The sequence below is a fragment of the Photorhabdus akhurstii genome (genome assembly GCF_019090985.1).
In the GTDB taxonomy this organism is placed as follows: Bacteria; Pseudomonadota; Gammaproteobacteria; order Enterobacterales; family Enterobacteriaceae; genus Photorhabdus; species Photorhabdus akhurstii.
The window spans coordinates 1,716,963-1,742,273 of record NZ_CP020335.1; the positions used below are offsets into that span (position 1 = coordinate 1,716,963).

Annotated in this window: 25 protein-coding genes, 6 tRNA genes, 7 other RNA genes and 1 pseudogene; 30 read left to right on the forward strand and 9 right to left on the reverse strand. The window is 40.1% G+C overall.

Annotated elements, in window-relative coordinates; translation table 11 throughout:
• Positions 1-26 precede the first annotated feature (26 nt).
• From ybgC to B0X70_RS07500, 21 genes are all read left to right on the forward strand, one after another.
• Positions 27-431: a tol-pal system-associated acyl-CoA thioesterase gene (ybgC, locus tag B0X70_RS07400; RefSeq protein ID WP_036780827.1), complete on the forward strand. Its 405-nt coding sequence runs from the start codon at positions 27-29 to the stop codon at positions 429-431.
• Positions 428-1,123 carry a Tol-Pal system protein TolQ gene (tolQ, locus tag B0X70_RS07405; RefSeq protein WP_036812848.1) on the forward strand — a complete coding sequence of 232 codons (696 nt, stop codon included), beginning with the start codon at positions 428-430 and terminating at the stop codon, positions 1,121-1,123. Before ybgC ends, tolQ begins: the two co-directional genes overlap by 4 nt.
• Before the next feature lie 14 nt (positions 1,124-1,137).
• On the forward strand, positions 1,138-1,563 hold the full coding sequence (tolR, locus tag B0X70_RS07410; protein WP_036780822.1) for a colicin uptake protein TolR: 426 nt from the start codon (positions 1,138-1,140) through the stop codon (positions 1,561-1,563).
• Between the two features lie 45 nt (positions 1,564-1,608).
• Entirely contained in the window at positions 1,609-2,679 is a 1,071-nt protein-coding gene (gene tolA / locus B0X70_RS07415; RefSeq protein WP_046395041.1) for a cell envelope integrity protein TolA, read from the forward strand.
• A 257-nt stretch (positions 2,680-2,936) separates the two neighbouring features.
• The gene (gene tolB / locus B0X70_RS07420; protein WP_217471207.1) at positions 2,937-4,229 is read left to right on the forward strand and encodes a Tol-Pal system beta propeller repeat protein TolB; all 1,293 of its coding nucleotides are present in this window, start codon (positions 2,937-2,939) and stop codon (positions 4,227-4,229) included.
• Positions 4,230-4,271: 42 nt separating this feature from the next.
• Positions 4,272-4,772: a peptidoglycan-associated lipoprotein Pal gene (gene pal / locus B0X70_RS07425; RefSeq protein WP_036780818.1), complete on the forward strand. Its 501-nt coding sequence runs from the start codon at positions 4,272-4,274 to the stop codon at positions 4,770-4,772.
• A 9-nt stretch (positions 4,773-4,781) separates the two neighbouring features.
• On the forward strand, positions 4,782-5,549 hold the full coding sequence (gene cpoB / locus B0X70_RS07430; RefSeq protein ID WP_105399355.1) for a cell division protein CpoB: 768 nt from the start codon (positions 4,782-4,784) through the stop codon (positions 5,547-5,549).
• 147 nt (positions 5,550-5,696) lie between these two features.
• Positions 5,697-5,772, forward strand: a tRNA-Lys gene (locus B0X70_RS07435).
• A gap of 34 nt (positions 5,773-5,806) precedes the next feature.
• Positions 5,807-5,882: transfer RNA gene (locus tag B0X70_RS07440), tRNA-Lys, on the forward strand.
• A gap of 42 nt (positions 5,883-5,924) precedes the next feature.
• Positions 5,925-6,057, forward strand: a non-coding RNA gene (locus B0X70_RS07445) — RtT sRNA.
• A gap of 45 nt (positions 6,058-6,102) precedes the next feature.
• Positions 6,103-6,232, forward strand: a non-coding RNA gene (locus B0X70_RS07450) — RtT sRNA.
• Positions 6,233-6,266: 34 nt separating this feature from the next.
• Positions 6,267-6,406, forward strand: a tRNA-Lys gene (locus tag B0X70_RS07455).
• A 34-nt stretch (positions 6,407-6,440) separates the two neighbouring features.
• Positions 6,441-6,580 (forward strand) — tRNA-Lys (locus B0X70_RS07460).
• Between the two features lie 45 nt (positions 6,581-6,625).
• Positions 6,626-6,755: non-coding RNA, RtT sRNA (locus B0X70_RS07465), on the forward strand.
• A 34-nt stretch (positions 6,756-6,789) separates the two neighbouring features.
• Positions 6,790-6,929 (forward strand) — tRNA-Lys (locus B0X70_RS07470).
• Between the two features lie 45 nt (positions 6,930-6,974).
• Positions 6,975-7,104, forward strand: a non-coding RNA gene (locus B0X70_RS07475) — RtT sRNA.
• Between the two features lie 42 nt (positions 7,105-7,146).
• Positions 7,147-7,281: non-coding RNA, RtT sRNA (locus B0X70_RS07480), on the forward strand.
• Positions 7,282-7,315: 34 nt separating this feature from the next.
• Positions 7,316-7,455, forward strand: a tRNA-Lys gene (locus B0X70_RS07485).
• Between the two features lie 44 nt (positions 7,456-7,499).
• Positions 7,500-7,629: non-coding RNA, RtT sRNA (locus tag B0X70_RS07490), on the forward strand.
• Between the two features lie 42 nt (positions 7,630-7,671).
• Positions 7,672-7,804, forward strand: a non-coding RNA gene (locus tag B0X70_RS07495) — RtT sRNA.
• A gap of 681 nt (positions 7,805-8,485) precedes the next feature.
• Entirely contained in the window at positions 8,486-8,803 is a 318-nt protein-coding gene (locus tag B0X70_RS07500; RefSeq protein ID WP_036812860.1) for a hypothetical protein, read from the forward strand.
• A gap of 247 nt (positions 8,804-9,050) precedes the next feature.
• On the opposite strand, the pseudogene B0X70_RS07505 reads toward B0X70_RS07500, so the two are convergent.
• A pseudogene (locus B0X70_RS07505) lies at positions 9,051-9,308 on the reverse strand (helix-turn-helix domain-containing protein); the annotation flags it as partial.
• 358 nt (positions 9,309-9,666) lie between these two features.
• Here B0X70_RS07505 and B0X70_RS07510 point away from each other — a divergent pair.
• Both B0X70_RS07510 and B0X70_RS07515 read left to right on the forward strand, forming a co-directional pair.
• Complete coding sequence (locus tag B0X70_RS07510) at positions 9,667-10,623, forward strand: tail fiber protein (protein ID WP_217471208.1); 957 nt, start codon at positions 9,667-9,669, stop codon at positions 10,621-10,623.
• A gap of 48 nt (positions 10,624-10,671) precedes the next feature.
• A complete protein-coding gene (locus B0X70_RS07515; RefSeq protein WP_217471209.1) occupies positions 10,672-10,761 on the forward strand; it encodes a tail fiber assembly protein in 90 nt (29 codons plus the stop codon).
• A 52-nt stretch (positions 10,762-10,813) separates the two neighbouring features.
• Here the strand turns inward: B0X70_RS07515 and B0X70_RS07520 are convergent, their stop codons facing one another.
• Positions 10,814-11,221 (reverse strand): type II toxin-antitoxin system HicB family antitoxin, encoded by a 408-nt coding sequence (locus tag B0X70_RS07520; protein WP_036812864.1) that lies wholly within the window; start codon positions 11,219-11,221, stop codon positions 10,814-10,816.
• Between the two features lie 63 nt (positions 11,222-11,284).
• On the reverse strand, positions 11,285-11,473 hold the full coding sequence (locus B0X70_RS07525) for a type II toxin-antitoxin system HicA family toxin (protein ID WP_046397782.1): 189 nt from the start codon (positions 11,471-11,473) through the stop codon (positions 11,285-11,287).
• A gap of 707 nt (positions 11,474-12,180) precedes the next feature.
• Here B0X70_RS07525 and B0X70_RS07530 point away from each other — a divergent pair.
• The 4 genes from B0X70_RS07530 to B0X70_RS07545 all read left to right on the forward strand — a co-directional run bounded on the left by B0X70_RS07530 (position 12,181) and on the right by B0X70_RS07545 (position 15,440).
• Positions 12,181-13,083 carry a tail fiber protein gene (locus B0X70_RS07530; RefSeq protein WP_217471210.1) on the forward strand — a complete coding sequence of 301 codons (903 nt, stop codon included), beginning with the start codon at positions 12,181-12,183 and terminating at the stop codon, positions 13,081-13,083.
• 338 nt (positions 13,084-13,421) lie between these two features.
• Positions 13,422-13,778 carry a tlde1 domain-containing protein gene (locus B0X70_RS07535; protein WP_046396219.1) on the forward strand — a complete coding sequence of 119 codons (357 nt, stop codon included), beginning with the start codon at positions 13,422-13,424 and terminating at the stop codon, positions 13,776-13,778.
• Positions 13,775-14,158 (forward strand): hypothetical protein, encoded by a 384-nt coding sequence (locus B0X70_RS07540; RefSeq protein WP_036812871.1) that lies wholly within the window; start codon positions 13,775-13,777, stop codon positions 14,156-14,158. Before B0X70_RS07535 ends, B0X70_RS07540 begins: the two co-directional genes overlap by 4 nt.
• Before the next feature lie 409 nt (positions 14,159-14,567).
• Positions 14,568-15,440 carry a phage tail protein gene (locus tag B0X70_RS07545; protein ID WP_217471211.1) on the forward strand — a complete coding sequence of 291 codons (873 nt, stop codon included), beginning with the start codon at positions 14,568-14,570 and terminating at the stop codon, positions 15,438-15,440.
• A gap of 287 nt (positions 15,441-15,727) precedes the next feature.
• Here the strand turns inward: B0X70_RS07545 and B0X70_RS07550 are convergent, their stop codons facing one another.
• The 3 genes from B0X70_RS07550 to B0X70_RS07560 form a co-directional block, all read right to left on the reverse strand.
• Positions 15,728-16,504, reverse strand: a complete 777-nt coding sequence (locus B0X70_RS07550; RefSeq protein WP_236545981.1) for an ABC-2 family transporter protein — start codon at positions 16,502-16,504, stop codon at positions 15,728-15,730.
• On the reverse strand, positions 16,491-17,243 hold the full coding sequence (locus B0X70_RS07555) for an ABC-2 family transporter protein (RefSeq protein WP_217471212.1): 753 nt from the start codon (positions 17,241-17,243) through the stop codon (positions 16,491-16,493). The genes B0X70_RS07550 and B0X70_RS07555 overlap by 14 nt, the downstream gene beginning before the upstream one ends.
• A gap of 98 nt (positions 17,244-17,341) precedes the next feature.
• Positions 17,342-18,100, reverse strand: coding sequence for an ATP-binding cassette domain-containing protein (locus B0X70_RS07560; protein WP_217471213.1), 759 nt, complete (start codon positions 18,098-18,100; stop codon positions 17,342-17,344).
• A 1,151-nt stretch (positions 18,101-19,251) separates the two neighbouring features.
• Between B0X70_RS07560 and nadA the strand changes: the two genes are divergently transcribed.
• From nadA to aroG, 3 genes are all read left to right on the forward strand, one after another.
• Entirely contained in the window at positions 19,252-20,292 is a 1,041-nt protein-coding gene (gene nadA / locus B0X70_RS07565) for a quinolinate synthase NadA (RefSeq protein WP_217471214.1), read from the forward strand.
• Between the two features lie 55 nt (positions 20,293-20,347).
• Complete coding sequence (pnuC, locus tag B0X70_RS07570; protein ID WP_036812889.1) at positions 20,348-21,073, forward strand: nicotinamide riboside transporter PnuC; 726 nt, start codon at positions 20,348-20,350, stop codon at positions 21,071-21,073.
• Between the two features lie 260 nt (positions 21,074-21,333).
• A complete protein-coding gene (gene aroG, locus B0X70_RS07575) occupies positions 21,334-22,386 on the forward strand; it encodes a 3-deoxy-7-phosphoheptulonate synthase AroG (protein ID WP_036812891.1) in 1,053 nt (350 codons plus the stop codon).
• Between the two features lie 96 nt (positions 22,387-22,482).
• Here aroG and gpmA read toward each other — a convergent pair whose 3' ends face one another.
• From gpmA to B0X70_RS07590, 3 genes are all read right to left on the reverse strand, one after another.
• A complete protein-coding gene (gene gpmA / locus B0X70_RS07580; RefSeq protein WP_217471215.1) occupies positions 22,483-23,235 on the reverse strand; it encodes a 2,3-diphosphoglycerate-dependent phosphoglycerate mutase in 753 nt (250 codons plus the stop codon).
• A 159-nt stretch (positions 23,236-23,394) separates the two neighbouring features.
• Entirely contained in the window at positions 23,395-24,219 is an 825-nt protein-coding gene (locus tag B0X70_RS07585; RefSeq protein WP_217471698.1) for a CPBP family intramembrane glutamic endopeptidase, read from the reverse strand.
• A 316-nt stretch (positions 24,220-24,535) separates the two neighbouring features.
• Complete coding sequence (locus B0X70_RS07590) at positions 24,536-25,021, reverse strand: hypothetical protein (RefSeq protein WP_217471216.1); 486 nt, start codon at positions 25,019-25,021, stop codon at positions 24,536-24,538.
• Positions 25,022-25,311: the final 290 nt, after the last annotated feature.

Consider the following 25,311-nt stretch of genomic DNA (forward strand, 5'->3'; position numbering starts at 1 on the left):
TTAATTCGCCTTATGTAGGATTGAAAGTGAGTAATACGTTGTTCCGGTGGCCCATTCGTATTTATTACGAAGATACAGATGTGAGTGGGATAGTTTATAATGGCCGTTATGTGGTCTTTTATGAAAGAGCACGTACTGAGATGTTACGTCAGCATGGAATTCATCAACAGCGTTTACTTGATGAACAAATTGCATTTGTTGTTCGGCGTATGGTGGTTGATTATCGTGCCCCGGCCCGGCTTGATGATATGTTAGAGGTGCAGAGCGAAATTACGGATATTCGTAGAGCGTCTTTGACATTTATTCAACGCATTGTTGATGGTAATGGGACAATTCTTAACAGCGCAGAAGTTTTAATCGCCTGCGTGAATACATCTCAAATGAAGCCGATTGCGCTTCCAAAGTCTATTGTCGCGGAGTTTAAGCAGTGACTGACATGAACATTCTAGATTTATTCCTGAAAGCGGGCCTTTTGGTGCAGCTGATCATGCTTATTTTGATCTGCTTTTCCGTTGCTTCATGGGCGATCATTATTCAAAGGACCAAAATTCTCAATGCAGCAACCCGTGAAGCGGAAGCGTTTGAAGATAAATTCTGGTCGGGTATTGAATTATCACGCTTATATAAGGAAAGTCAGTCGCGTCGAGATTCTTTAGGTGGAACAGAACAAATTTTTTATTCTGGGTTCAAAGAATTTGCCCGTCTGCGTCATGCAAATAATCATGCTCCAGAAGCGGTAGTAACAGGGGCTTCGCGTGCAATGCGTATCTCAATGAATCGTGAATTGGAATCGTTAGAAAGCCATATTCCATTCTTGGGTACCGTTGGCTCAATTAGCCCGTATATCGGTTTGTTTGGTACGGTTTGGGGGATCATGCATGCGTTTATCGCGTTAGGTGCGGTAAAACAGGCCACTCTCCAGATGGTAGCGCCGGGTATTGCAGAAGCGTTGATTGCAACGGCGATTGGTCTGTTTGCGGCGATTCCGGCAGTTATGGCATACAACCGCTTGAATCAGCGTGTTAATAAGCTGGAGCAAAATTACGATAACTTTATGGAAGAGTTTCTGGCTATTTTGCATCGTCAGGCTTTCGCTGCTGAAAATAAAGCAGAGAACAAATAGTAAGGGGAGAAGCTATGGCACGCACCCGTAGTCGCAAGCGTGAGCTGAAATCCGAAATCAATATCGTTCCCTTACTGGACGTGTTGCTGGTTCTGTTGCTTATCTTTATGGCGACAGCGCCGATTATCACTCAAAGCGTAGAAGTTGATCTGCCGGATGCGGTAGATTCTAAAACGGTTTCCAACTCCGATAATCCACCGGTAATCGTGGAGGTTTCTGGTGTTGGTCAGTACACCATGATAGTTAACCATGAACGATTGGAATTATTGCCTGAGCCGCAGATTATTGCGGAAGCGCAGGCGCGAATAAAAGAGAATCCAAAAACCGTTTTCTTAATCGGTGGTTCGAAGGAAGTGCCTTACGATGAGATTATTAAGGCACTCAACATGCTGCATCGGGCAGGTGTGAAATCCGTTGGTTTAATGACTCAGCCTATCTGAGTTTAGCCGGCAGTTGCTGTTATTTGAAGATCTTGGATATCGAGCGTGGGAAAGACAAACGGGCAAAACAATAAATTAAATCGCGCTGTTATCGTTTCGGTTGTGTTGCATATTATTTTGATTGGGTTACTTATTTGGGGTTCCCTGACACGAAAAACTGAAATGGGTGGCGGTGGTCAGGATGGTTCTGTTATTGATGCTGTGATGGTCGATCCGAATGCGGTAGTACAACAGTACAACCAACAGCAACAACAACAGGCTGATGCTAAACGTGCAGAGCAGTTACGAAAGAAGAAAGCCGAACAGCAGGCTGCTGAATTAAGGGAAAAACAGGCCGAAGAGCAGGAGCGTTTAAAGGCGGTAGAAGAAGAACGAATTAAGGCGCAACAGGCAGCGGAAGAACAGAAAAAGCAGGCTGTAGAAGCTGCAAACAAAGCCCGTGAAGAGCAAAAACAGGCAGAAGAAGCGGCGGCAAAGGCTAAGGCTGAAAAAGAAAAACTGATTAAAGAGCAGGCTGAGGCGCAGAAGAAAGCCGAAGCTGAAGCTAAGAAAGAGGCTGAAGCCGCTGCTGCTAAACAAAAAGCCGCGGAAGAAGCGAAAGCCAAAGCAGACGCTGAGGCTAAAGCAAAAGCCAAGGCTGAAGCGGATGCTAAAGCCAAAGCTGAGGCGGATGCAAAGGCTAAAGCTAAGGCCGAAGCTGACGCCAAGAAGAAAGCTGCGGCGCAAGCCGCTAAACAGGAAAGTGAAGTTGATGACTTACTGGGTGGCTTAACTTCCAATGCACCGAAACAGCAAGGAGGGGCTTCTGCCGCCGGTAAAGGCGGCGGCAAGAAAAGTGGAGCTTCGAATGCCGACATTAATAACTATTTGGGGCAGATCCAGATAGCGATACAGAATAAGTTTTACGATCCAAGTATGTATCGTGGGCGTACCTGTACATTACGGATTAAACTTGCTCCTGATGGATTGTTAATTGATGTAAGGTCAGAGGGGGGAGACCCGGCGTTGTGCCAGGCAGCGGTAGCGGCGGCTAAACAAGCGAAAATTCCTAAACCGCCAAGTAAGGAGGTTTACGAAGTGTTTAAAAACGCGCCGCTTGATTTCAACCCTCAATAAAGTTGTTATTTAAAAGTTATTAATAACAAACAGAACCATTCAATGTTATTAAGCTATACCCAATGGATTTCAAGATGGATCGCGACGGCAAGGGAGCGAATCCCCGGGAGCATAGATAACTATGTGACCGGGGTGAGCGAGTGCGGCCAACAAAGAGGCAACTTGAAAGATAACGGGTATATCTGGTTTTGTTTGTTGACGTTTGTTAATATTCTGCGAATTATTGCGACTATTCCATCGTGATAAGGGAGAGATTAATGAGGCAGGCTTTTAAAGTAGTACTAGGCATTTTAATGTTGTGGGCCACGGTTGCTTACGCAGAAGTTCGTATTGAGATCACCCAAGGTGTCGATTCTGCACGTCCTATTGGCGTTGTACCTTTTAAATGGACTGGAGCGGGCAATGCGCCGGAAGAAATTGGGGCGATCGTTGGGGCCGATCTTCGCAACAGCGGTAAATTTAACCCTATTGATGTCGGCCGTATGCCGCAGCAACCAACAACGGCATCTGAGGTGACGCCTGCTGCGTGGTCGGCGTTAGGGATTGATGCTGTTATTGTTGGGCAGATCCAACCAAGTGCGGATGGTGGTTTTTTAATCTCTTATCAATTGGTTGATACTGCGAGCGCTCCGGGCACGGTGCTTGCTCAGGATCAATTTAAAGTGACCAAACAGTGGTTGCGTTATGCTGCGCATACAGCCAGTGATCAAGTATTTGAAAAACTGACGGGCATCAAAGGCGCATTCCGTACCCGTTTGGCATATATTGTAAAAACGAATGGCGGTAAATATCCGTATGAACTGCGTGTATCTGATTACGATGGTTACAACCAGTTCACTGTCCACCGTTCGCCGGAACCGTTGATGTCGCCGGCATGGTCTCCTGATGGAGCCAAACTGGCTTATGTGACATTTGAAAGCGGCCGTTCTGCCTTGGTGATCCAGACCTTGGCGAGTGGTGAGGTGCGTCAGGTTGCCTCCTTCCCGCGTCATAACGGTGCGCCTGCATTTTCCCCTGATGGCAGTAAATTGGCATTTGCTCTATCTAAATCGGGTAGTTTGAATCTTTACGTGATGGATTTGGGTTCAGCTCAGATTCGTCAGGTTACAGATGGCCGCAGTAACAACACTGAGCCAAGTTGGATGCCGGATAACCAGACTTTGGTTTACACCTCTGATCAGGGTGGTCGTCCACAGTTATATAAAACCGATATTAATGGCGGTGCTCCGCAACGTCTCACTTGGGAAGGCACACAAAACCAGGATGCTGATGTAAGCGCAGATGGTAGTTTTGTGGTGATGGTCAGCTCAGAGAGTGGTAAGCAGCACATAGCTAAACAAGATCTGGCAACGGGAGCCGTTCAAATTTTGACGGATACGTTCCTGGATGAAACGCCGAGTATCGCACCTAACGGCACTATGGTGATTTATAGCTCCACCCAAGGGTTGGGGACTGTATTGCAGCTAGTTTCGACTGACGGGCGTTTCAAAGCGCGTCTTCCGGCAACCGATGGACAGGTAAAATTCCCTGCCTGGTCGCCGTATCTGTGATGCATAATAATATGTATGGCAAATTTTAAAAGGATCAAAGAGATGCAACTGAACAAAGTGCTAAAAGGGCTGATGTTAGCTTTACCAGTTATGGCCGTAGCAGCGTGTAGTTCTAACAAGAATGCTGATAACGATCAGACTGGTGTCGGCACTGTTAACGAAACTAATGCGGGTCTGTCAGCAGAGGAATTAGCTCGTCAGCAAATGCAAGAGCTACAAAACAACAACATCGTATATTTTGGTTTTGACAAATACGACGTTGGCTCAGATTTTACTCAGCTGTTAGACGCTCACGCGGCATTCCTGCGCAGCAACCCATCTTATAAAGTTGTTGTAGAAGGTCATGCTGACGAACGTGGTACTCCTGAGTACAACATCGCATTAGGTGAACGCCGTGCTAATGCAGTGAAAATGTACCTGCAAGGCAAAGGTGTTTCCGGTGAGCAAATCTCTATCGTCTCTTACGGTAAAGAGAAACCTGCTGTACTGGGTCACGACGAAGCAGCCTATGCTAAGAACCGTCGCGCAGTACTGGCATACTAAGAGTAGTTCATGAACAGTAACTTCAGACATCATTTTTTGGGTCTGTCGTTACTGGTTGGCGTAGCGGTTCCTTGGGCCGCTATTGCCCAAGCGCCAATCAGTAATGTCGGATCGGGTTCTACCGATGAGCGCCTTACCCAATTAGAGCGGATTTCCAACGCTCACAGTCAGCTATTAACGCAACTCCAGCAACAACTTGCTGATTCTCAACGTGATATTGACATGCTTCGAGGGCAGATTCAGGAGAATCAGTATCAGCTCAATCAGATTATAGAGCGGCAGAAGGACATTTATCAGCAACTGGAAGGGGCTGCCAGTTCTGAGGGGAGCAAACCTGCTGCAAATACAGCTTCTTCAACGGCAAGTCATAGTGGCAATCAGGCATCATCATCTGTCGGCACGGGCAGTGAGAAAGGTGATTATGACGCTGCTGTTCATTTGGCAGTGAATACCAAAGAGTATGATAAAGCGATTGTAGCCTTTCAAAGTTTCGTGAAGAGTTACCCAAAGTCGAGCTATATGCCTAATGCCAATTACTGGTTAGGGCAGCTTAATTACAACAAGGGTAAAAAAGACGAAGCCGCGTATTACTTTGCTACGGTAGTCAAAGAGTACCCAAAGTCGCAGAAGAGTGGTGAATCGCTTTATAAAGTTGGTTTAATCATGCAGGACAAGGGGCAGAAGGATAAAGCGAGATCGGTTTATCAACAGGTCATGAAACAATACCCTGGTTCGAATGCAGCTAAACTGGCGGAGAAAAAGCTTTCTACTCTATAATTATTGGCCCCGGAAGGGTGTAGTAATACATTTTCGGGGTTAATTGAGTGTTTAATAAGCATTTAAACGTAATTTGAAAAAATAATCATTGCGTAGCGCGGAGAAATCAGTAATATATGCCGCCGTTGCCGAGAGAAGTCACAAGATGGGTCGTTAGCTCAGTCGGTAGAGCAGTTGACTTTTAATCAATTGGTCACAGGTTCGAATCCTGTACGACCCACCATCTTAAAGCTTCATTCAAAACCAATTCCCTAGATGGGTCGTTAGCTCAGTCGGTAGAGCAGTTGACTTTTAATCAATTGGTCGCAGGTTCGAATCCTGCACGACCCACCATCTTGAAACTTCATTCAAAAACAAATCCCTCAGATAAGTCGTTAGCTCAGTCGGTAGAACAGTTGACTTTTAATCAATGGGTCGCAGGTTCGAGCCGAGCGAAGCGAGACAACAGCGCGTAAGCGCTGGCCCGAAGGGCGAGGCCACAGGCCGAGTCATCCTGCACGACCCACCATCTTAAAGCTTCATTTAAAACCCATTTCCCTAGATAGATCGTTAGCTCAGTTGGTAGAACAGTTGGCTTTTAATCAATGGGTCGCAGGTTCGAGCCGAGCGAAGCGAGACAACAGCGCGTAAGCGCTGGCCGGAAGGGCGAGGCCCCAGGCCGAGTCATCCTGCACGACCCGCCATCTTAAAGCTTCATTCAAAACCAATTCCCTAGATGGGTCGTTAGCTCAGTCGGTAGAACAGTTGACTTTTAATCAATGGGTCGCAGGTTCGAGCCGAGCGAAGCGAGACAACAGCGCGTAAGCGCTGGCCCGAAGGGCGAGGCCACAGGCCGAGTCATCCTGCACGACCCACCATCTTAAAGCTTCATTCAAAACCAATTCCCTAGATGGGTCGTTAGCTCAGTCGGTAGAACAGTTGACTTTTAATCAATGGGTCGCAGGTTCGAGCCGAGCGAAGCGAGACAACAGCGCGTAAGCGCTGGCCGGAAGGGCGAGGCCCCAGGCCGAGTCATCCTGCACGACCCGCCATCTTAAAGCTTCATTTAAAACCCATTTCCCTAGATAGATCGTTAGCTCAGTTGGTAGAACAGTTGGCTTTTAATCAATGGGTTGCAGGTTCGAGCCGAGCGAAGCGAGACAACAGCGCGTAAGCGCTGGCCCGAAGGGCGAGGCCACAGGCCGAGTCATCCTGCACGACCCGCCATCTTAAAGCTTCATTCAAAACCAATTCCCTAGATGGGTCGTTAGCTCAGTCGGTAGAACAGTTGACTTTTAATCAATGGGTCGCAGGTTCGAGCCGAGCGAAGCGAGACAACAGCGCGTAAGCGCTGGCCCGAAGGGCGAGGCCACAGGCCGAGTCATCCTGCACGACCCGCCATCTTAAAGCTTCATTTAAAACCCATTTCCCTAGATAAATCGTTAGCTCAGTCGGTAGAACAGTTGGCTTTTAATCAATGGGTTGCAGGTTCGAGCCGAGCGAAGCGAGACAACAGCGCGTAAGCGCTGGCCCGAAGGGCGAGGCCCCAGGCCGAGTCATCCTGCACGACCCACCATCTTAAAGTTTCATTCAAAACCAATTCCCTTAGATAAGTCGTTAGCTCAGCCGGTAGCGCAGTTGACTTTTAATTAATGGGTCGCACAGGTTCGAGCCGAGCGAAGCGAGGCAACAGCGCGAGAGCGCTGGCCGGAAGGGCGAGGCCCCAGGCCGAGTCATCCTGCACGACCCACCATCTTAAAGCTTCATTCAAAACCAATTCCCTAGATGGGTCGTTAGCTCAGTCGGTAGAACAGTTGACTTTTAATCAATGGGTCGCAGGTTCGAGCCGAGCGAAGCGAGACAACAGCGCGTAAGCGCTGGCCCGAAGGGCGAGGCCCCAGGCCGAGTCATCCTGCACGACCCACCATCTTGAAACTTCATTCAAAAAAAATCCCTCAGATAAGTCGTTAGCTCAGTCGGTAGAACAGTTGGCTTTTAATCAATGGGTCGCAGGTTCGAGCCGAGCGAAGCGAGACAACAGCGCGTAAGCGCTGGCCCGAAGGGCGAGGCCCCAGGCCGAGTCATCCTGCACGACCCACCATCTTGAAACTTCATTCAAAAACAAATCCCTCAGCTAAGTCGTTAGCTCAGTCGGTAGAACAGTTGACTTTTAATCAATGGGTCGCAGGTTCGAGCCGAGCGAAGCGGGATAACAGCGCGTAAGCGCTGGCCCGAAGGGCGAGGCCCCAGGCCGAGTCATCCTGCACGACCCACCATCTTAAAGCTTCATTCAAAACCAATTCCCTAGATGGGTCGTTAGCTCAGTCGGTAGAACAGTTGACTTTTAATCAATGGGTCGCAGGTTCGAGCCGAGCGAAGCGGGATAACAACATGTAATTGCAAAGCCCACAATAAATTGTTTAAAAGAATACGAAATTATTTACTTGTAGGGTAATTATGTTGCACTTACTATTCGAAACTATCATATTATTCTATAAATAATATATTTATTACTGTAGAAAACCTCTGACAATTCATTAAAAACATAGTCTAATTTTGATAAATAACAATGAAATATTCTTACATCTCAAATGATTAACCATTACATGTAATTAATAGTAATAAATAACCCAAAATTTTGAAATTAAAAACATATCTATTACTTTAAAATTAAACGTCTAAACGACATTCATCACTATTTCATTTCTAAAAGTATACCAATGTATAGCTCATAATTAATCTGGCTGATTTTAATACTGACATTTAATATACTCCAGAAAACATTCTTCCTACTAATCATTTAATACTGATATGACCATGAGGTTATCTTATTATTTTTACGTCACTGATAAAGTTCAATATTTAACTACTCGGAGTAAATGCTAATTTAAATTTCACCGATAAGGTCACATGCTATATAAACAGTCAAATAACCGTAATAATAAGGAAACAATAAAATGGCACGAGTATATATAAACCCTAATCAGACTCTTGATATTTATAAGAATGGCAGTATATTAGTCCCTGCTCATCAACCTCATATAACTATAAAAAACGTTAGTTTAGCGCTAGTTAAAGTGAGTGGTTACTGGGCGTCCTTAGTCGGAGATTATACTCTGTATAATTCTATAGAGATCTATCCCGGCAGAAGTGAAATACTTATACCGCCTCCTAATCTTATTTACTACTATAAAGTTACAGCTACTAATCTCGCCAGTTATTTAAACGCAGAAATTGAAGTGGAGGTTGGATCGAATAATAATCCTCTCCTTTAATCTGAGTGGGCCCCGGTAGAAAATGTCCAAGGCTGGTCAACATCATGATACACCTCTGATCAGCACTACAGTGGCATTAGTCAGGGCATTCTGTCGATATTTGTGAAATGGTGCTAAGGCGTACGGGGAAAAAGTTCTGTCATACATTAAGAACAGGCATAGAGGAGATCTCATTGAATTGGTTGAGCAATCGGTGGATCACAAACACTCTATGCCTGTCTCATGTCCTGGGGACTTCTCAGTGTTCTCGATTTGTTTTACCAATTGCCGGCTTTAAATCTTTGGCCGTCAATCCAGATTGTTCCATTCTGAATTTGATAGCTTCGATTGGGTCTGGTGGGTCGATGGGATAGTGTTCTGCTTCGTAGGCTTCAATCAATAGAACCATAACTTCCATATAATTGAATTCAGGTGTGCCGATTTCAGGTTGATTATCAAACAGAGAAGCGACAGTTTTTAATGCTTCTTGATAATCTTGTTTTGTTCTAATGGGTTTAATATTCATTGTTCACTCTGGCTCTACTTTGTCGATAACCGCGTTAACCCGGCAGATCCATCATATTATTGAAATCTTCCAGTGTCATCACTTTCATTTACCGATTAGATATTTTTGTCCAAATGCTAGAACATTCAGTTTGGAATTTAAAATAGAAAAAATTACAGGATGAAATAGAAAGAATAAAATAAAAATAATTTCCAGAGTTAAATATAAATTTATAGGGTATATTTTGATTTAGAAATGTTGAACCACATTCTTTTTTTGGACTAGACTTTAATTAGTGTGAATTGAAAGGGAGACTATTTTTACAATAATTTAATATATTGATTATAAGATAACATTGTTTAAATTAAGGAGAAAGTGCATGAGTCACAAGAATGATTTTAAGGCTTTTTCTATTAGTAATAATGCGAATATAATTAGTCAAGAAATATATGAAAAAAGTGAGGGTTTACTGACTGGATTTCCACCAAACACTATTTCTATTGATTTATTAAATAAAGTTCTTCGCCAGTCATCAATTATATCATCTGTGGTAGCTGATTTTATCGCTACACAATCTAGCGATGATATTCTGGATAATGGTGATATAATTAAACTCACAGCCCAATTAAACAGAGCATTAGAGCAAAAAATCACAGCAGAAGTTCCAAATGCTTCATTAACACAGAAAGGTATTGTTCAGCTTACAGATGTAGCAGGCAATAGTGATACATTGGTTGTCACTCAAAAGCTAGCCCAGGAAATAATAGATTCATTGCGTGAAAATATTAATGACAGAGTGCCCAATAGCCGAAAGGTGAATGGGAAAACATTGTCTACTGACATTAGTTTAGAGGCTGAGGATATAGGTGCATATACCAAGGCAGAAGTTAATAATCTAGTCAATGCAGTTAATAATATTCCTGTGGGAGCTCCTATTCCCTGGCCTACAGTTATACCGCCAGCGGGGTGGCTGCAATGTAATGGAGCAGAGTTCGATAAAACAGCTTACCCACAATTAGCGGCGGCGTATCCTACAGGGAAATTACCTGACCTGCGTGGAGAATTTATTCGTGGTTGGGATGATAGCCGAGGTGTTGATAGTGGTCGTATTATTTTAAGCGCACAGACTGACAACACAAAAAGAATACAACTTTCTCAAGGGAATGAGAGAAGAAAATACCTTTCTAATTATCAAGGACCTGTAGATGGATACCAATACCCGCTCGGTAGGGATGTTACAGGTGACGCAACTGTTACATCAATTGCTAACAATACCGGCGGTCATGAAACCCGTCCCCGCAATATTGCATTTAATTACATAGTGAGGGCAGCATAATCGCCGAATAAAAATACCCTTTAAAAGCCAAAAATATAAGAAGCCGTTTTGCTTGAATGGAAAACATATCGGGTATTGCTGAGCAGAACAGATATTTTACAAGCTTACGATATTGAATGGCTGGATAAACTGAGGTAATAACAAAGCCGGTTAGCCCGGCTTTATTTTTTTATTCTGAAAACTAAATCTGTCACTGGTGAGCTATTTCTTTTCTGGCTAACTCAGCTAGAAAAGCAGAGCGGTTTTTGTAGTGTCCGTTTTTTTCAATGTAGCGATCTATGGCAGTTAATAGATTGCCAGGCATAGTTAAATTGAACTTTATGGCTTTTGACTCATATTTCGCTGGATCTAACTCGATGAGGGCAATAACCCCTCCATCTTCAGACAAGCGAGGATCACCGATGTAATCAGAAGAGTTTTTAGGAGCGGGGACATAGCCGCCGTGTTCGATTAAAACTTCCATGTGCTGCGCGAACGCTTTTTCAGCATCCCGAATAGCATCTTCTAAGGTATTGCCAGCAAAGAAACAGCTTTCAACATCGGGGAAGTAACCGTCAAACCCATCTTCTGTTTTAAATATAAAGAGTGGATAAATCATAGTATTACCTCTTAATTTGATCATGAGCTTTGCATAGAAAGGGCGGCATAACTGTGCCCGTTATCATAGTAATTTCAGCCCTGAAATATTTTGTGCCTGCCGGATAACACCTTTTGATGAGTCTTTTCTTGGGTGCGGTATTGTGATTATTTTTGCAACACCGGGTTTAGTTAGAGTGATGTGACTACCGTCTTGTCTGGCCTTAACCCATCCGTCAGCTATTAGGAGTTTTATTAGCTCTGCACTACCCATAAATCCTCCGTTTGGTTAATGTATGAGTATAATACCTATACATTAATTCTATTATCAATATATTTGTGGGTGTTATGCCTACTTTTTATGGGTGTGAAACATGATCAATGTAACAATCAGAGGCCGAAAAGGTGATAACGGACATCCAATTACACTAATTGAAGCTTCAAATATCATTGATAATTGGTTATCAGAAATATATAAAAAGGAGGAAAGGTGTGGTTAGTAAATAACGTCGGTTAGTCCGGCTTTATCTTTTTAGATTTTGAGGTGTACTGGCTAGGGAAACCAGTTAGGATTACGATAGGCTAAGACCCTCACATAAAGTCATCAGAGTAATTCACAAAAGAGGCACTCAGAATTAGATGCTTGTTGTCATTTCGAAAAATTCAACCTTTCGGTCCAATACCCCGTTTCCGTAGTTTCTTACGCTAATTACTTGCGAAACTTTTCTATGAGATGACAGGAATAAGAGAAAAATAATTTTCAGATATTAAATATAAATTGGTGGGGTATTTTCGACTCCAAAATATTGAACTATTTATTACTGCTAATGATACAAAAACGGTTAACCTTATAAGTAATAAGAACACAGTATTATATTTTTCCTGAACTAGAATTTTATTATCCTGAATTATAGGGGGTTATTTTTACAATAATTTAAGGTGTTGATTATAAAATAACATGATTTAATTTAAGGAAAGTATATGAGTCAAAAGAATGATTTTAAGGCTTTTTCTATTAGTGATAATGCAAATGTAATTAGTCAAGAAAAATATGAACAAAGCCAGGGGTTGCAGACAGGATTTTATCCGGATAATGTTCCCACACACTTGTTAAATAAGGTATTGCGTCAAGCATCAACCATATCATCTGTCGTCGCTGATTTTATCGCGACACAATCTGGCAATGATGTTCTTGATGATGGAAATGTAGCCAAACTCACCGCTCAATTAAATAAAGCGATAGAACAAAAAATTACAACAGACATTCCCAGTGCCTCATTAACACAAAAAGGCGTTGTTCAGCTGACAAATGTGATTGGCAATAGTGATACATTGGCAGTGACGCAAAAGTTTGTTAAGGAAGAAATAAATTCATTACGTGAGTATACTTATACTCGTGAAGAGATAGATAACCGGATTAAAGCTGCCAGTGAAATTCCTGCTGGTTCTCCTATTCCGTGGCCGTTGCCCTATCCACCTGTTGGCTATCTCACTTGTAATGGCGCATTTTTCAATAAATTACAGTATCCGAAGTTGGCGGAAGCTTATCCTGACGGTAGATTACCTGATTTAAGAGGCGAATTTATCCGGGGATGGGATGATGGCCGTGGTGTTGATCCCGGTCGCATGTGCGGTACGTGGCAAACAGATACAATGCAGAAATTAGGCGGGGCACTTGAAGGCGGTAATAACATCGGCATGATGACGCGACCGCATGACAGCACGAGCGGTGTGTTTTCGGAAGGACCGGCTCGTACAATCGTTTATCAGCAAGTTGCAGGTACCGGGTATGTAATCTATTTTGATAATTCAAATGTTGCGAGAACATCACATGAAAATAGACCCCGTAACATTGCATTTAACTACGTTGTAAGGGCTGCATGATTATAGTGGCCGAAGCAGTTTGAAGTAAGAATAAAGCCGGTTAGTCTGGCTTTATTTTTTTATTCTGAAAATAGAGAAAGGATAATGTGTCGTATTTATGCTATGAAATTGTAGAATAGTATCAATATCCTTAGATACTTGTGTCTAGATGCCAGAAGATTCAGTTTGGAACCGGAGGCAAAAAAAGTTACAGGAAGGTATGGAGAATAAATGCAGTTATTTTAGTAATGTATAAGAACTATCCAGATATGCTATTGTCTAATTGATGAACTATATGAGTTTCACTTGATTTGTAGAAATGAAACTTTGTTATTAATATTCAAGTAGAGGTACGCACTATGACATGGATTTATCAACAGTATAGTGGTGAAATTTATCACGATACAAAGCTTATTGGCCACGGTTGGAGTGGTCAGGGTATACATAAGAATAATCCTGCATCAGAAGGTATAAAAAACTTAGGTCCTATACCCAGAGGTTATTATAAAATAACCGGTGAAAATAACTCAAAAGGCCCCATGACTATTATCCTTGACCCATGTAGTTGTAATGATATGCATGGCCGTAGTGCTTTTAGAATTCACGGTGCTAGCAGAAAAGATCCCCAACATTCATCAGAAGGTTGTATAATTCTTAATAGAGATATACGACGTGAGATATTGCTCTCGCACGATACGGATTTGGTTGTCGAATGAAAAGATTAATATTGATATTAACTGCGATGCTTTTTACGGCTAACGCTGTGGCGGGAACAAGATCTGATGGTTGTGCAGATATTAACGGTTGGAATGTTCAACAAGTAATACAGAAAGCTGAACAAAAAGGTATTATTAAGTCTGATAACGTTGATATCTCAAAGAGTGCTAGCATTCTGTTAAATGAACTTCCTCTGAAACACAATGGTAGGATAATTACGTTAAATGATGGAGTGGAAGGGGAAAAACTCTCTACTGAGGTGATAAAGGTCTCTTTGTTTGATAAATCAAGAAATTCGACAGTAAATATTATTGCTGTCGCTCTAGTATCAAACATCGAATGTTCGTTAACAGATCCTAGTATTATAGTCATTCCATAAATCTATTCTATCAAGCAACGGAATAGATAAGGAAATAAAAGCCGGTTAGCCCGGCTTTATTTTTATTCTGAAAACTGAAATAGAGAGGATAATGTGTCGTATTTGTGCGGTGAAATTTCAGAGTAACATCGATATTCTTGCATGGGGTTTTACAGGATGAAATAGAAGAAATAATAAAGAAATAATTTCCAAATATTAAATATAAATTGGCGGGATATTTTAGATTCTAAAATGTTGAACTACTTATTACTGCCAATGATACAAAAACGATTAACCTTATAAGTAATAAGAACACAGTATTATATTTTTCCTGAACTAGACTTTGATTAGCCTGAATTGCAGGAGACTATTTCTACAATAATTCAAAATGTTGATTATAAAGTCACATTATTTAATTTAAGGAAAATATATGAGTTCTAAAAATGATTTTAAAGCTTTTTCTATTAGTGATAATGCGAATGTCATTAGTCAAGAAAAATATGAGCAAAGCCAGGGGTTGCAGACAGGATTTTCTCCGGATAATGTTCCCACCCACTTGTTAAATAAGGTATTACGTCAGTCATCAACCATATCATCTGTCGTCGCTGATTTTATCGCGACACGATCTGGCAATGATGTTCTGGATGATGGAAATGTAGCCAAACTTACTGCTCAGTTAAATAAGGCGATAGAACAAAAAATTACAACAGATATGCCCAGTGCTTCATTAACACAAAAAGGTGTGGTTCAGCTGACAAATGTGATGGGCAATAGCGACACATTGGCGGCTACACAAAAGCTTGTTCAGGACGTAATAAATTCATTACGTGAAGAGATTAATATACCTGTGGGTTCTCCTATTCCCTGGCCGCTAATCTATCCACCTTTCGGTTATTTCATTTGTAATGGTTCACCTTTTAATAAATTACAGTATCCGAAGTTGGCGGAGGCTTATCCTAGCGGTAGATTACCTGATTTAAGAGGAGAATTTATCCGCGGATGGGATGATAATCGAGGTGTTGATGGTGGTCGTGGGCTTTTGTCTTGGCAGGGAGATGCAATCAGAAATATTACGGGGTCAACTCAAGTTATACATGCCCAGATGGGCGGTGCTCCTCAGACGCCTGTTGTGAGTGGGGTCATGGCATCGTCACGATATGCTACGGCAGATACACGTTCAGCAAATGGCGGCGCTAGTTCTGATCTTACCTATTTTGACATTGATGCATCAAGACAAGTCCCAACCGCTAACGAAAATAGACCTCGTAACGTGGCATTTAACTATATTGTAAGGGCAGCGTAATTTTAGTGGACGGTACAGCTTAAAGTAAGAATAAAGCCGGTTAGTTTGGCTTTATTTTTTTATTATTTTTATATCCAGATGACCTTAATTCAGAAATACAAAAAGTGTCACCGTTTCCAGCGGATATTGACACTAACAATGCTGGCTTATGCACTAATTCGTTATCACTATATAATAAAAGTAAATTTTTTAGTTATTTCAAGTGAATCTAAGAAATCACCAACTTTACTTGAATTAGAATGCGATCTATGGCTGCCTGAAATAATTCCCAATTTCATTAGGTTTCTTCACGTGATATATTTAGAATACCTTTTAACACCAATATCAAAAACCAATTTCGCTATAAAAATTAAAATCAATGTTACCAAAGTTTGAATAAAAAACCATTTCATACTCATTATTCCACTTGCTACTGAAGCTGGAACACCCGTTATAAATAGACACGGAAGTATGAACATTAAAATAAAACGAACTACACCATGAAAAGATTGTTCAGGTCTCACCAATACTTTAAAACAAGGATTTGAGTTTTTAATACTAACTAATGAATTTGTCCAAAATATTGTTGTTCTTATGATCCATGTAATTGAAGTAAGTATTAAGACTCCCTCTAATGCCATTATAAAATGTAAAAAAACCAACAAAATATTAGTGCCAAGGTAAATATGTACAGTAAAAAATAATACTAAAGATAGGAATGACAACAAAAAATGCTCAAATGCAATGTTTGTAGTGATATATAAGAATTGAGTATTTATAGGTAACGCCAAATGAGGTTCTAATTTTAATGATTTGACTTTTTTAACCAGCAAGAGGCTTCCTTTACCAAATAAAAAAAGATAAAAATTATCGACTAAACATACCGTAGTAAAAAATATAATAATAAAATCATCAGATAAAATATAACCTGAAGATTGTGAATTTAAAATAGCATACCAAAAGAAAGCTTGTGCTATATAGTAACTGAAATTAACAAAAGCGGATAACCAAAAATTTAATGGGCTTTTTTTTGCTTCTGATAATCCACTTTTAAAACCAATAAATATAATTTTAAGCATTGCCATTATACCCTTGATTGTATTTTAACATATAATTCCAAATAAAATTAAAAATTATCATTAAGAACATCATGATTAAAAATCCATTAAATATAAAATAAATAGATGTTGAATTTGTCGCAATTTTAACTGGAATATAGGTGATATATTGAAATGGAATATAATTAAATATTGATTTTAAAGAATCACCAAACACATCTAATGGTATTAACGCGCCTGAAAGGACCCATGATAAAGTATCCTTAATAATTATAAAAGAATACGAGCCTCTAAATTTGAATGCCATACATGACAATATCATTGTTAAGTACAAGTTGATAAACAACCCTATACATAAAGAAATAAATAGATATATAAAATTAGGAATGTCCTTTTGGTATATAATTATGAATAAAATTAATGGTGACATTATAAATAATCTAGCTAATATCTGTCCCAAAGCATATTCTGAATAATATAATAGTATTGATTTTGGCATTATAATTAATCTATCTATACTACCATCTTCAATATGGAACGATAAATTTTCTGGAAACCCGGTAATACTTGTTAATTGAAATATAATAACAGACCATAATATATAAACTATTATCTCATCATGCGTATAGTTAACAAAACCATTTGATTTTGTCATGGTGTCCCAAAAAGATAGCTCAACCGCATATAATGTTATAATTATAAATAAGTAACCAAATATTATATTCTTAGCCCTAATGGTTTCAATAAAAGAAAATTTAATTATCACAGAAAAGGCCCTCTAAATAACGTTTCATAATTCTGCTACACATGGCCTTCTTCAACCCATTGTTATACATAGAATTATTAGTAGCATAAGATGTAGCGCTATTTTGGAATCTTATTTAGATATAGCGCATTCTTTTCTTTCGAATTATTTTTATTTAGATTTATTTTTGATATTTCACCATCCTTCAAGAAGATAATATCCTTGCAAACATCAGCAATATCTATCATATTATGTGAGGTAATTAGTATTTTACTTTCATTATTTTTAGCATAATCTTTTAAGATATTTCTTAATAGAATTTGTGACTCTATATCTAATCCAATTGTTGGTTCATCCAATATCAATAATTTTGGCCTATTAAGAAAGTGTATTAATAAGTTGGATTTCACAGATTGACCTAAAGAACACGTTTTTGCTGGTTTTTTTGCTATATTTCTAAGGTTCAACATTTCTATCATATTCTCAACACTATTCTTATCATAATTACGTTTATATATCTTAGAAAAAAGCTCAATATTCTCATAGAGAGATAACTCCTCCCAAAGCATTGATTTATTGCCAAAAACGATACCAAGATTGGATAAAAGATTAAGAGGTCTTCCACTTGAATTAATGCCAAAAACGGTAATATTTCCAGAATTTGGAGTTAAAATACCGGAAATTAGTTTTATTAAAGTTGTTTTTCCGGCACCATTCTTACCCAGTAATCCTATAATCTTGCTATCGTCAAATATTTCAATGTTTATATTTTTAAATAAAATCACTTCGACTTCATTTAATGAAAATATATTTTTAAAAATATTTTTCTTAATTTCTCTACTTTTATAACTAAAGCATAAATCAGTGATTTTTATCATTTTAATTCACTATCCTGGTAAGTAATATGTCATTATCATGCATGATATATTATTTTACTTTACTATTTTTACCATAAACAATAAATTTCTCTTTATCTATATTCATTATTCCTTTCGCATAATCTTGATCCAAAAATAACTTATCTAATATTTCACTAGTTTATAAATGCCAACTTAAAATATAGCGGCTTTAACTGAATTTATATTAAAATTAATATTTGTTGTCAAATTAGAAAACAAGTTTGTTAACAAAAATGCTGAACCACATCACAGAGCGGACTCTTTATTAGATGTTGTACTTACTCTTTTATGTAAAAATTTAAAACCACCGGTTTTAACTGGTGGTTTTATGGTGGATGGGTTTTAAGCGATTGTTAAAAGTAATAGTTTTAACTCCAGGGTTTAATCGGTATCAGGTTTTAACAGTTGTTTTACCACTTTTTACGTCTGCTTTTTATCAATTTTAATCATCATGGTATATCTGGTTTTATGTTTTAAGACATTAATTATACTTGCTTTTTGTCTTTGTTGACGCTGTTTTACTGGCAATCCTAAATAGTTTTCATCAGTCGCTACCCTTTATGTTTTTTCGGATAATCAAGTTTTCTCAGAACTTAAATCCTGCCATATTAACCGTTTTCACCGCTTTTTTATTTTGCTATCTTTTATGGTTTACTTCATAAAATAACGGAGAGAAAACACTTAAATACCAGTCTATTAGGATAATGTTTTTGTGTTCTAATTTTTTTAACTCACTGTTAATGGTTAATGGATTTCGACTGAATTCAATTAACTCTCTTTCTAGAAAACGTATTTACTATTAACTTGAATTTGCTGTTAAAAAGATGATAAACCGTTAAAAAGATTCTCATATTGAAAATCTTCTTACTTTTTAATTAAAAAATAATTTAATAAATGGCTTTAACAAAACAGCACTTACAAATATAATAATGTTTTCTGTTTTCTGTTTTCTGTTTTCTGTTTTCTGTTTTCTGTTTTCTGTTTAGCCCTCACAGACGAAAATATCTCGCGATAAATTACTATAAATCGATCATTTTGTTTAGTATATTAAACAAATTTGGGCGGATTTTCGGGCTAAAAACCAAAAATTTCGCTTTTTAAAACCATATACTAAACAGAGGGTCAGCGTAATGAACCAGTATATTGATTTTAATTCAACTATTTATCCATTCCCTCCCAAACCTGCTTTTCTCAGTAAGGCTGAAAAAAAACATTGCCGTGAAAAAATTAAACGCCTTCTGAAACAGCAGGATGCTGTTATGGTTGCACATTATTACACCGATCCTGAGATCCAGGCTTTAGCAGAAGAGACAGGAGGATGTGTTGCTGATTCACTGGAAATGGCACGTTTTGGCAATAAGCATCCCGCCTCTACTTTATTAGTTGCCGGTGTGCGATTTATGGGAGAAACCGCCAAAATTCTTAATCCTGAGAAGTGTGTTTTAATGCCTACGTTGGAAGCTGAGTGTTCGTTAGATCTTGGTTGCCCTGAAAAAGAGTTCACCCAGTTTTGTGATGACAATCCTGATCGTACCGTGGTGGTTTATGCAAATACGTCAGCAGCCGTTAAAGCACGAGCGGATTGGGTTGTGACTTCAAGTATCGCTGTTGAGCTGATCGATTATCTGGATAGTCAGGGGAAGAAGATAATTTGGGCGCCCGATCGCCACTTGGGGAATTATGTCCGTAAACAAACAGGAGCCGATATTCTTTGTTGGCAAGGGGCTTGTATTGTTCATGATGAATTTAAAACTCAGGCTTTGATCAGGGTAAAAGGTCTGCATCCCGATGCCGCGGTATTGGTTCATCCTGAATCACCGCAAGCTGTTATTGATCTGGCTGATGCTGTTGGTTCGACCAGTCAATTAATCAAAGCCGCCCAATCTTTGCCACATCAGAAACTGATTGTGGCAACAGATAAAGGTATCTTTTATAAAATGCAGCAAGTATGTCCTGAGAAGCAGTTATTTGCAGCGCCTACGGCTGGGGAGGGGGCGAGTTGCCGTAGTTGTGCTCACTGTCCGTGGATGGCAATGAATGGCTTACAAGCCATCGTTCAGGGACTGGAACGGGGAGGGGATCAGCATGAAATATTGGTTGAAAAAGAATTGCGGGAAAAGGCATTGCTTCCTTTAAATAGGATGCTTGATTTTGCAACTCAGTTAAAATAGGAAATTGAATAGTGAGAGTAATATTTTATTGTAGGTAATAAATAGGATATAACAGATGGATTTTTTCAGTATTAACAACATATTAGTCAATATACCTCTGGGAAAGGGAGGATATGATTTATCGTGGATTGAGGCAGTTGGTACGATCGCCGGTTTGTTATGTATTTGGTTTGCCAGTCAGGAGAAGATAATTAACTATTTGTTTGGACTCATTAATGTCACATTATTTGCTGTGATTTTCTTTCAAATTCAACTTTATGCCAGTTTATTGCTGCAATTATTCTTCTTTGCGGCAAATATTTATGGTTGGTATGCCTGGAGCAGGGTTAATGATCAGCAGCAGATTGAACTTAAAATACGTTGGTTAAGTTTGAATAAGGCGGCAATAATTGGTCTAATTTCCGTGCTATTAATTGCCATGATGACTTTTAATATTGATCGGGTCTTTGGCTATCTGACTCAGATTGCCGTTATGATGATGCAAAAATTTGGCTTTAATGTTCAGATGCCGATGTTGGAGCCTGATGCGTTCCCATTCTGGGATTCGACAATGACGGTGCTATCCATTGTGGCAATGGTTCTGATGACCCGCAAATATGTTGAAAACTGGTTGGTGTGGATAGTTATCAATGTGATAAGCGTTGTTATCTATTTCCATCAAGGCGTGCTGGCAATGTCGTTGCAGTATGTGATTCTGTTGGGCATTGCATTTAATGGCTCCCGTTTGTGGATTCAGGCAGCTAAGGAAAACCATTCTTTGCCATTATCCCATAGGAAATAGTTTCCTAACTATGCCAGAGAATTGTTTTGTCGATTTCTGGCATATTTTTAGGTATTTACTTTGATAATTCTCATTTCTAAAGATATTTCAACCATAAGAATAGAGCTAACCACATTTAACTATATCTTGCTATGTCTTGAGTTAAGCATTGATTTATTTATTCTCTACAAAGAATATTTACAGTTTGGCTTCTAACAGTTAGATTAAAATCACAAGATTGCTTTAATTAAATATACAAAGATGTTAGATGAGAGAGGGCTATGAATTATCAGAATGATGATATAAGAATTAAAGAGATAAAAGAATTATTACCTCCTGTGGCACTACTTGAAAAATTTCCAGCAACTGAAAAGGCTGCATTTACAGTACGTAAGGCTCGCAAAACGATTCATCAAATTCTGACGGGGGAAGATGATCGTCTGTTGGTTGTGATTGGGCCATGTTCTATTCATGATCCTAAAGCAGCAATGGAATATGCCGGGCGGTTGAATGAATTGCGTGAGGAGCTGAAAGAGGATCTGGAAGTTGTCATGCGAGTTTATTTTGAAAAACCGCGCACAACCATTGGCTGGAAAGGGCTAATTAATGACCCTCATATGAATCACAGTTTTGATATTAATGACGGTTTGCGTTTAGCTCGTCAGTTGTTGCGGGATATTAATGACATGGGGCTACCGGCTGCGGGTGAATATCTGGATATGATTTCTCCACAGTATTTAGCCGATTTGATGAGTTGGGGAGCAATTGGCGCTCGTACAACGGAATCTCAGGTCCATCGTGAGTTGGCTTCTGGTCTTTCCTGTCCGGTTGGTTTTAAAAATGGCACCGATGGTGCGATAAAAGTTGCCATTGATGCGATTAATGCGGCAGGTTCCCCCCACAGTTTTCTTTCTGTCACTAAGTGGGGACATTCCGCGATTGTGAATACCAGCGGAAACAACGATTGTCATATTATCCTGCGTGGTGGTAAAGAGCCGAATTATAGTGCCGAACATGTTGCTGCCGTGAAGCAAGGGCTGGAAAAAGCAGGTTTGCCGGCAAGGATTATGATTGATTTCAGTCATGCCAATAGTTCTAAACAATTTAAAAAGCAGATGGATGTGTGTTCAGATGTGAGTCGGCAGCTTATCGCTGGGGAGAAAGCGATTATTGGTGTCATGGTAGAAAGTCATTTGGAAGAGGGAAATCAGAATCCGGATAGCGGTCTGCCATTGGTATACGGTAAAAGTATTACTGATGCTTGCATTGGTTGGGCTGACACTGAAATTTTGTTACGTCAATTGTCGTCGGCAATAAAAGCGCGTCGTGGCTGATAACATTTTTCCAATGTGAAAAAACCGGAATCGACAACTCCGGTTTTTTATGTTTGCTGGAAAATACGCTGTCAGCAATTTTTTATAGCAAGGAAATTACTTTGCCTTACCTTGGTTGGCTACTGCCGCGGCTTTTGCTGCAATTTCATCAGCGTTACCCAGATAGTAATGTTTGATTGGTTTCATGTTTTCGTCGAATTCATAAACCAAAGGTACTGCTGTTGGGATATTTAGCTCAAGAATGGCTTCTTCGCTCATATTGTCCAGATATTTAACCAATGCGCGTAAAGAATTACCGTGCGCTGCGATAATCACTTTTTCACCTTGAGCAACACGCGGTTTGATAACTTCTTCCCAGTAAGGGATCACGCGTTCAATAGTCGTTGCCAGACTTTCAGTCACGGGTAACTCTTCTGGTTTTAAATTCGCATAACGTGGATCATGGCCTGGGAAACGTTCATCATCTTTCGTTAAATCTGGTGGGGTGATAGCAAAACCACGACGCCACAGTTTAACCTGATCATCACCGTATTTAGCCGCGGTTTCTGATTTGTCCAGACCTTGCAGAGCGCCATAATGACGCTCATTCAGTTTCCAGTTTTTTTCAACCGGCAACCACTGTTGATCAACTTGATCCAGAATGTTCCACAGCGTATGGATAGCGCGTTTTAGCACCGAGGTGTAGGCAAAATCAAAAACAAAATCTTCTTCTTTCAACAATTGCCCTGCTTGTTGAGCTTCGGCGCGACCTTTTTCAGATAACGCGACGTCAGTCCAGCCAGTGAAACGGTTCTCTTTGTTCCACTCGCTTTCGCCATGTCTTACCAGAACCAGTTTAGTGACAGCCATAGCTTAAACTCCTTAAAAATCAAACTTAATGATAATTGAGCGCATTATATTGCTCTATGCTCCAGAACAGCAATCAATAGTCTTGTTTCAAACTTTATTTGCTTGAAAACCTAAATCTCTTGCAGATTGCTGAATGGATACCAGGCAAGTTTGACACGTTTATAGTGCGCTCACCAACTTGATTGGGTAAGTAAAGAACAGCAAATGAACCAAATTGAGCGCGAAATGGAACCCAACAGCGACCCACAGACGGCCGCTCCACATCCACGCTAGCCCATATATTAATCCTGCAAGCGTAGCAAAAATCATCAGTAATGGGCCGCCGACGAAGTGTGCGCCGCCAAAAATCAAAGCGGTGATGATCAGGGCGAAATAGGGGTTAATCCACTGGCTTAACCTCTGTTGGATATAGCCACGGAATAGCGCTTCTTCTGCCAGGGAAACAAAGAAAATATTTGCCAAAATAAACATCGGCAACCATTGTGGCATATGCAGTTCAACCGCTAGTCCTCCTAAGGTTGTTGCAACACTGAGTAGTGCAGGAATGGCAACAGTCAAGATTATCCACGCATAAGGGCGAACTTTTGCCAGTGGTTTTGTTGTAAATAGGCCAGGCATGCAGCATAACAGCAAGAAAGGAATGAGTGCTTTGTCAAAGTTGAAATACATTGAGAATGGGGCGCTATGAGGGCCTATTTGAACTTTATCGAGATATTTCAGGTTATTAAAACCGGGGAGCAGATGTAGGAATAATGCCACTGCAAAGGCGAGTAATAGCAGTTCAGTGGTTATTTTAATGATGTTATTTTGCTGAAAATAGATACGTAGCGCACCTAACAAAAAAATAATCGCAATAGTGGCGATGGCCGGATAAATCATAGTTTGCGTGACGAATCCGGTAATAATCGCGGCCAGTAGAACAATAAGTGCAGTTGTGCGGTGTATAGCTAATAACGCTAGTGATGTAGCAAGTAAACCCCAAATCATATAATTTCCCTTTATTTTTAACAAATTAAAAAACGATCTGAAAAGCAGACCAAAAATCGATGATAGATGTTATTTAGTGAGCAAAAAATAATAATGCATAATAACTAAATTGCGATGCTTTTTTAACTGGTCGGAGAAGAAATCCATCGGTGAGAATTATTTTTTGGTCAAAGTTTGCCTAAGAAAAAGCCGTGTTATTAGATCTGATTCAATATGGTATGGAAAATAAATTTCATTGAGATATTAGACAGATCAGCCACTTGTATAAATAACTGGTGGCTGTCAGATTGAGCTTGATCGAGTACAAATTCGCTTATTTTCGTGTACTGATTTTAACCTCCAGCGCACCTTTATTATCTGTCAATCCGGCGCCATAACGTCCTTTTAAATCATCATTGATACAAAGCTGTAATTCACCAGATAACCCACTCGGGACACTAGCTTCACGGCCAATCAAAAAAACGGTTTCACCGACACGGCCTACCAGTGCTCCTACTGGCTGGCCTGGCAACGTGTAGTCTTCCTGGGCAATATGAGCCTTATCTCCTTCTGCCTGACAATCGTTATACTGTGGGTTAAAAGACCATGTGCCGCTGAGATAGGTAATTGTGGTTGTCAGATTTGTATTAACTGTCACATCGCTATTCTGCCAAGGTTTATCCGCAGATACAGATATGGTTACTGGATACAAAATATTGGCCGCTAATTCAGCTTCTTGGGCTTGAAAGCCAGCTCCACCCAAGGCTGCAATTAACTCCGGGCGAGTTGTTGCTGGATACACTTTAGGATCAAGCAACATTTGACCAACGTCTAGCGGATCAAGCGTTGGGAAGTGCTTGTGCAGTGCAATTGCAATCTCGCTAATAGGGAAGTCAAGCTGGCGTAAAATAGCGGCGATATCAATGGGGTAAAGTGGGGTCAGAGAGACTTCACGTAGAGCATTAGCAATAGTGTTGTTATCCCTTTTAGCAAAATCCGCCGTAAACCCTCGCCCAATGCGGGCGGTGATATAAGGCGAAAAGCCCGTAGGGCTTTCAGGTTATTAACCATCACGCTCATTGCCAGCCCGGGGGGACACGGCCAAAAAAA

What these genes read in the sequence shown, in the direction of transcription:
- tolR (WP_036780822.1), top strand. Translation starts at nt 1,138, where the DNA reads ATGGCACGCACCCGTAGTCGCAAGCGTGAGCTGAAATCCGAAATCAAT.
- tolB (WP_217471207.1), top strand. Translation starts at nt 2,937, where the DNA reads ATGAGGCAGGCTTTTAAAGTAGTACTAGGCATTTTAATGTTGTGGGCC.
- pal (WP_036780818.1), top strand. Translation starts at nt 4,272, where the DNA reads ATGCAACTGAACAAAGTGCTAAAAGGGCTGATGTTAGCTTTACCAGTT.
- cpoB (WP_105399355.1), top strand. Translation starts at nt 4,782, where the DNA reads ATGAACAGTAACTTCAGACATCATTTTTTGGGTCTGTCGTTACTGGTT.
- B0X70_RS07500 (WP_036812860.1), top strand. Translation starts at nt 8,486, where the DNA reads ATGGCACGAGTATATATAAACCCTAATCAGACTCTTGATATTTATAAG.
- B0X70_RS07510 (WP_217471208.1), top strand. Translation starts at nt 9,667, where the DNA reads ATGAGTCACAAGAATGATTTTAAGGCTTTTTCTATTAGTAATAATGCG.
- B0X70_RS07520 (WP_036812864.1), bottom strand. Translation starts at nt 11,221, where the DNA reads ATGATTTATCCACTCTTTATATTTAAAACAGAAGATGGGTTTGACGGT.
- B0X70_RS07525 (WP_046397782.1), bottom strand. Translation starts at nt 11,473, where the DNA reads ATGGGTAGTGCAGAGCTAATAAAACTCCTAATAGCTGACGGATGGGTT.
- B0X70_RS07530 (WP_217471210.1), top strand. Translation starts at nt 12,181, where the DNA reads ATGAGTCAAAAGAATGATTTTAAGGCTTTTTCTATTAGTGATAATGCA.
- B0X70_RS07535 (WP_046396219.1), top strand. Translation starts at nt 13,422, where the DNA reads ATGACATGGATTTATCAACAGTATAGTGGTGAAATTTATCACGATACA.
- B0X70_RS07540 (WP_036812871.1), top strand. Translation starts at nt 13,775, where the DNA reads ATGAAAAGATTAATATTGATATTAACTGCGATGCTTTTTACGGCTAAC.
- B0X70_RS07545 (WP_217471211.1), top strand. Translation starts at nt 14,568, where the DNA reads ATGAGTTCTAAAAATGATTTTAAAGCTTTTTCTATTAGTGATAATGCG.
- B0X70_RS07550 (WP_236545981.1), bottom strand. Translation starts at nt 16,504, where the DNA reads ATGGCAATGCTTAAAATTATATTTATTGGTTTTAAAAGTGGATTATCA.
- B0X70_RS07560 (WP_217471213.1), bottom strand. Translation starts at nt 18,100, where the DNA reads ATGATAAAAATCACTGATTTATGCTTTAGTTATAAAAGTAGAGAAATT.
- nadA (WP_217471214.1), top strand. Translation starts at nt 19,252, where the DNA reads ATGAACCAGTATATTGATTTTAATTCAACTATTTATCCATTCCCTCCC.
- pnuC (WP_036812889.1), top strand. Translation starts at nt 20,348, where the DNA reads ATGGATTTTTTCAGTATTAACAACATATTAGTCAATATACCTCTGGGA.
- aroG (WP_036812891.1), top strand. Translation starts at nt 21,334, where the DNA reads ATGAATTATCAGAATGATGATATAAGAATTAAAGAGATAAAAGAATTA.
- gpmA (WP_217471215.1), bottom strand. Translation starts at nt 23,235, where the DNA reads ATGGCTGTCACTAAACTGGTTCTGGTAAGACATGGCGAAAGCGAGTGG.
- B0X70_RS07590 (WP_217471216.1), bottom strand. Translation starts at nt 25,021, where the DNA reads ATGTTGCTTGATCCTAAAGTGTATCCAGCAACAACTCGCCCGGAGTTA.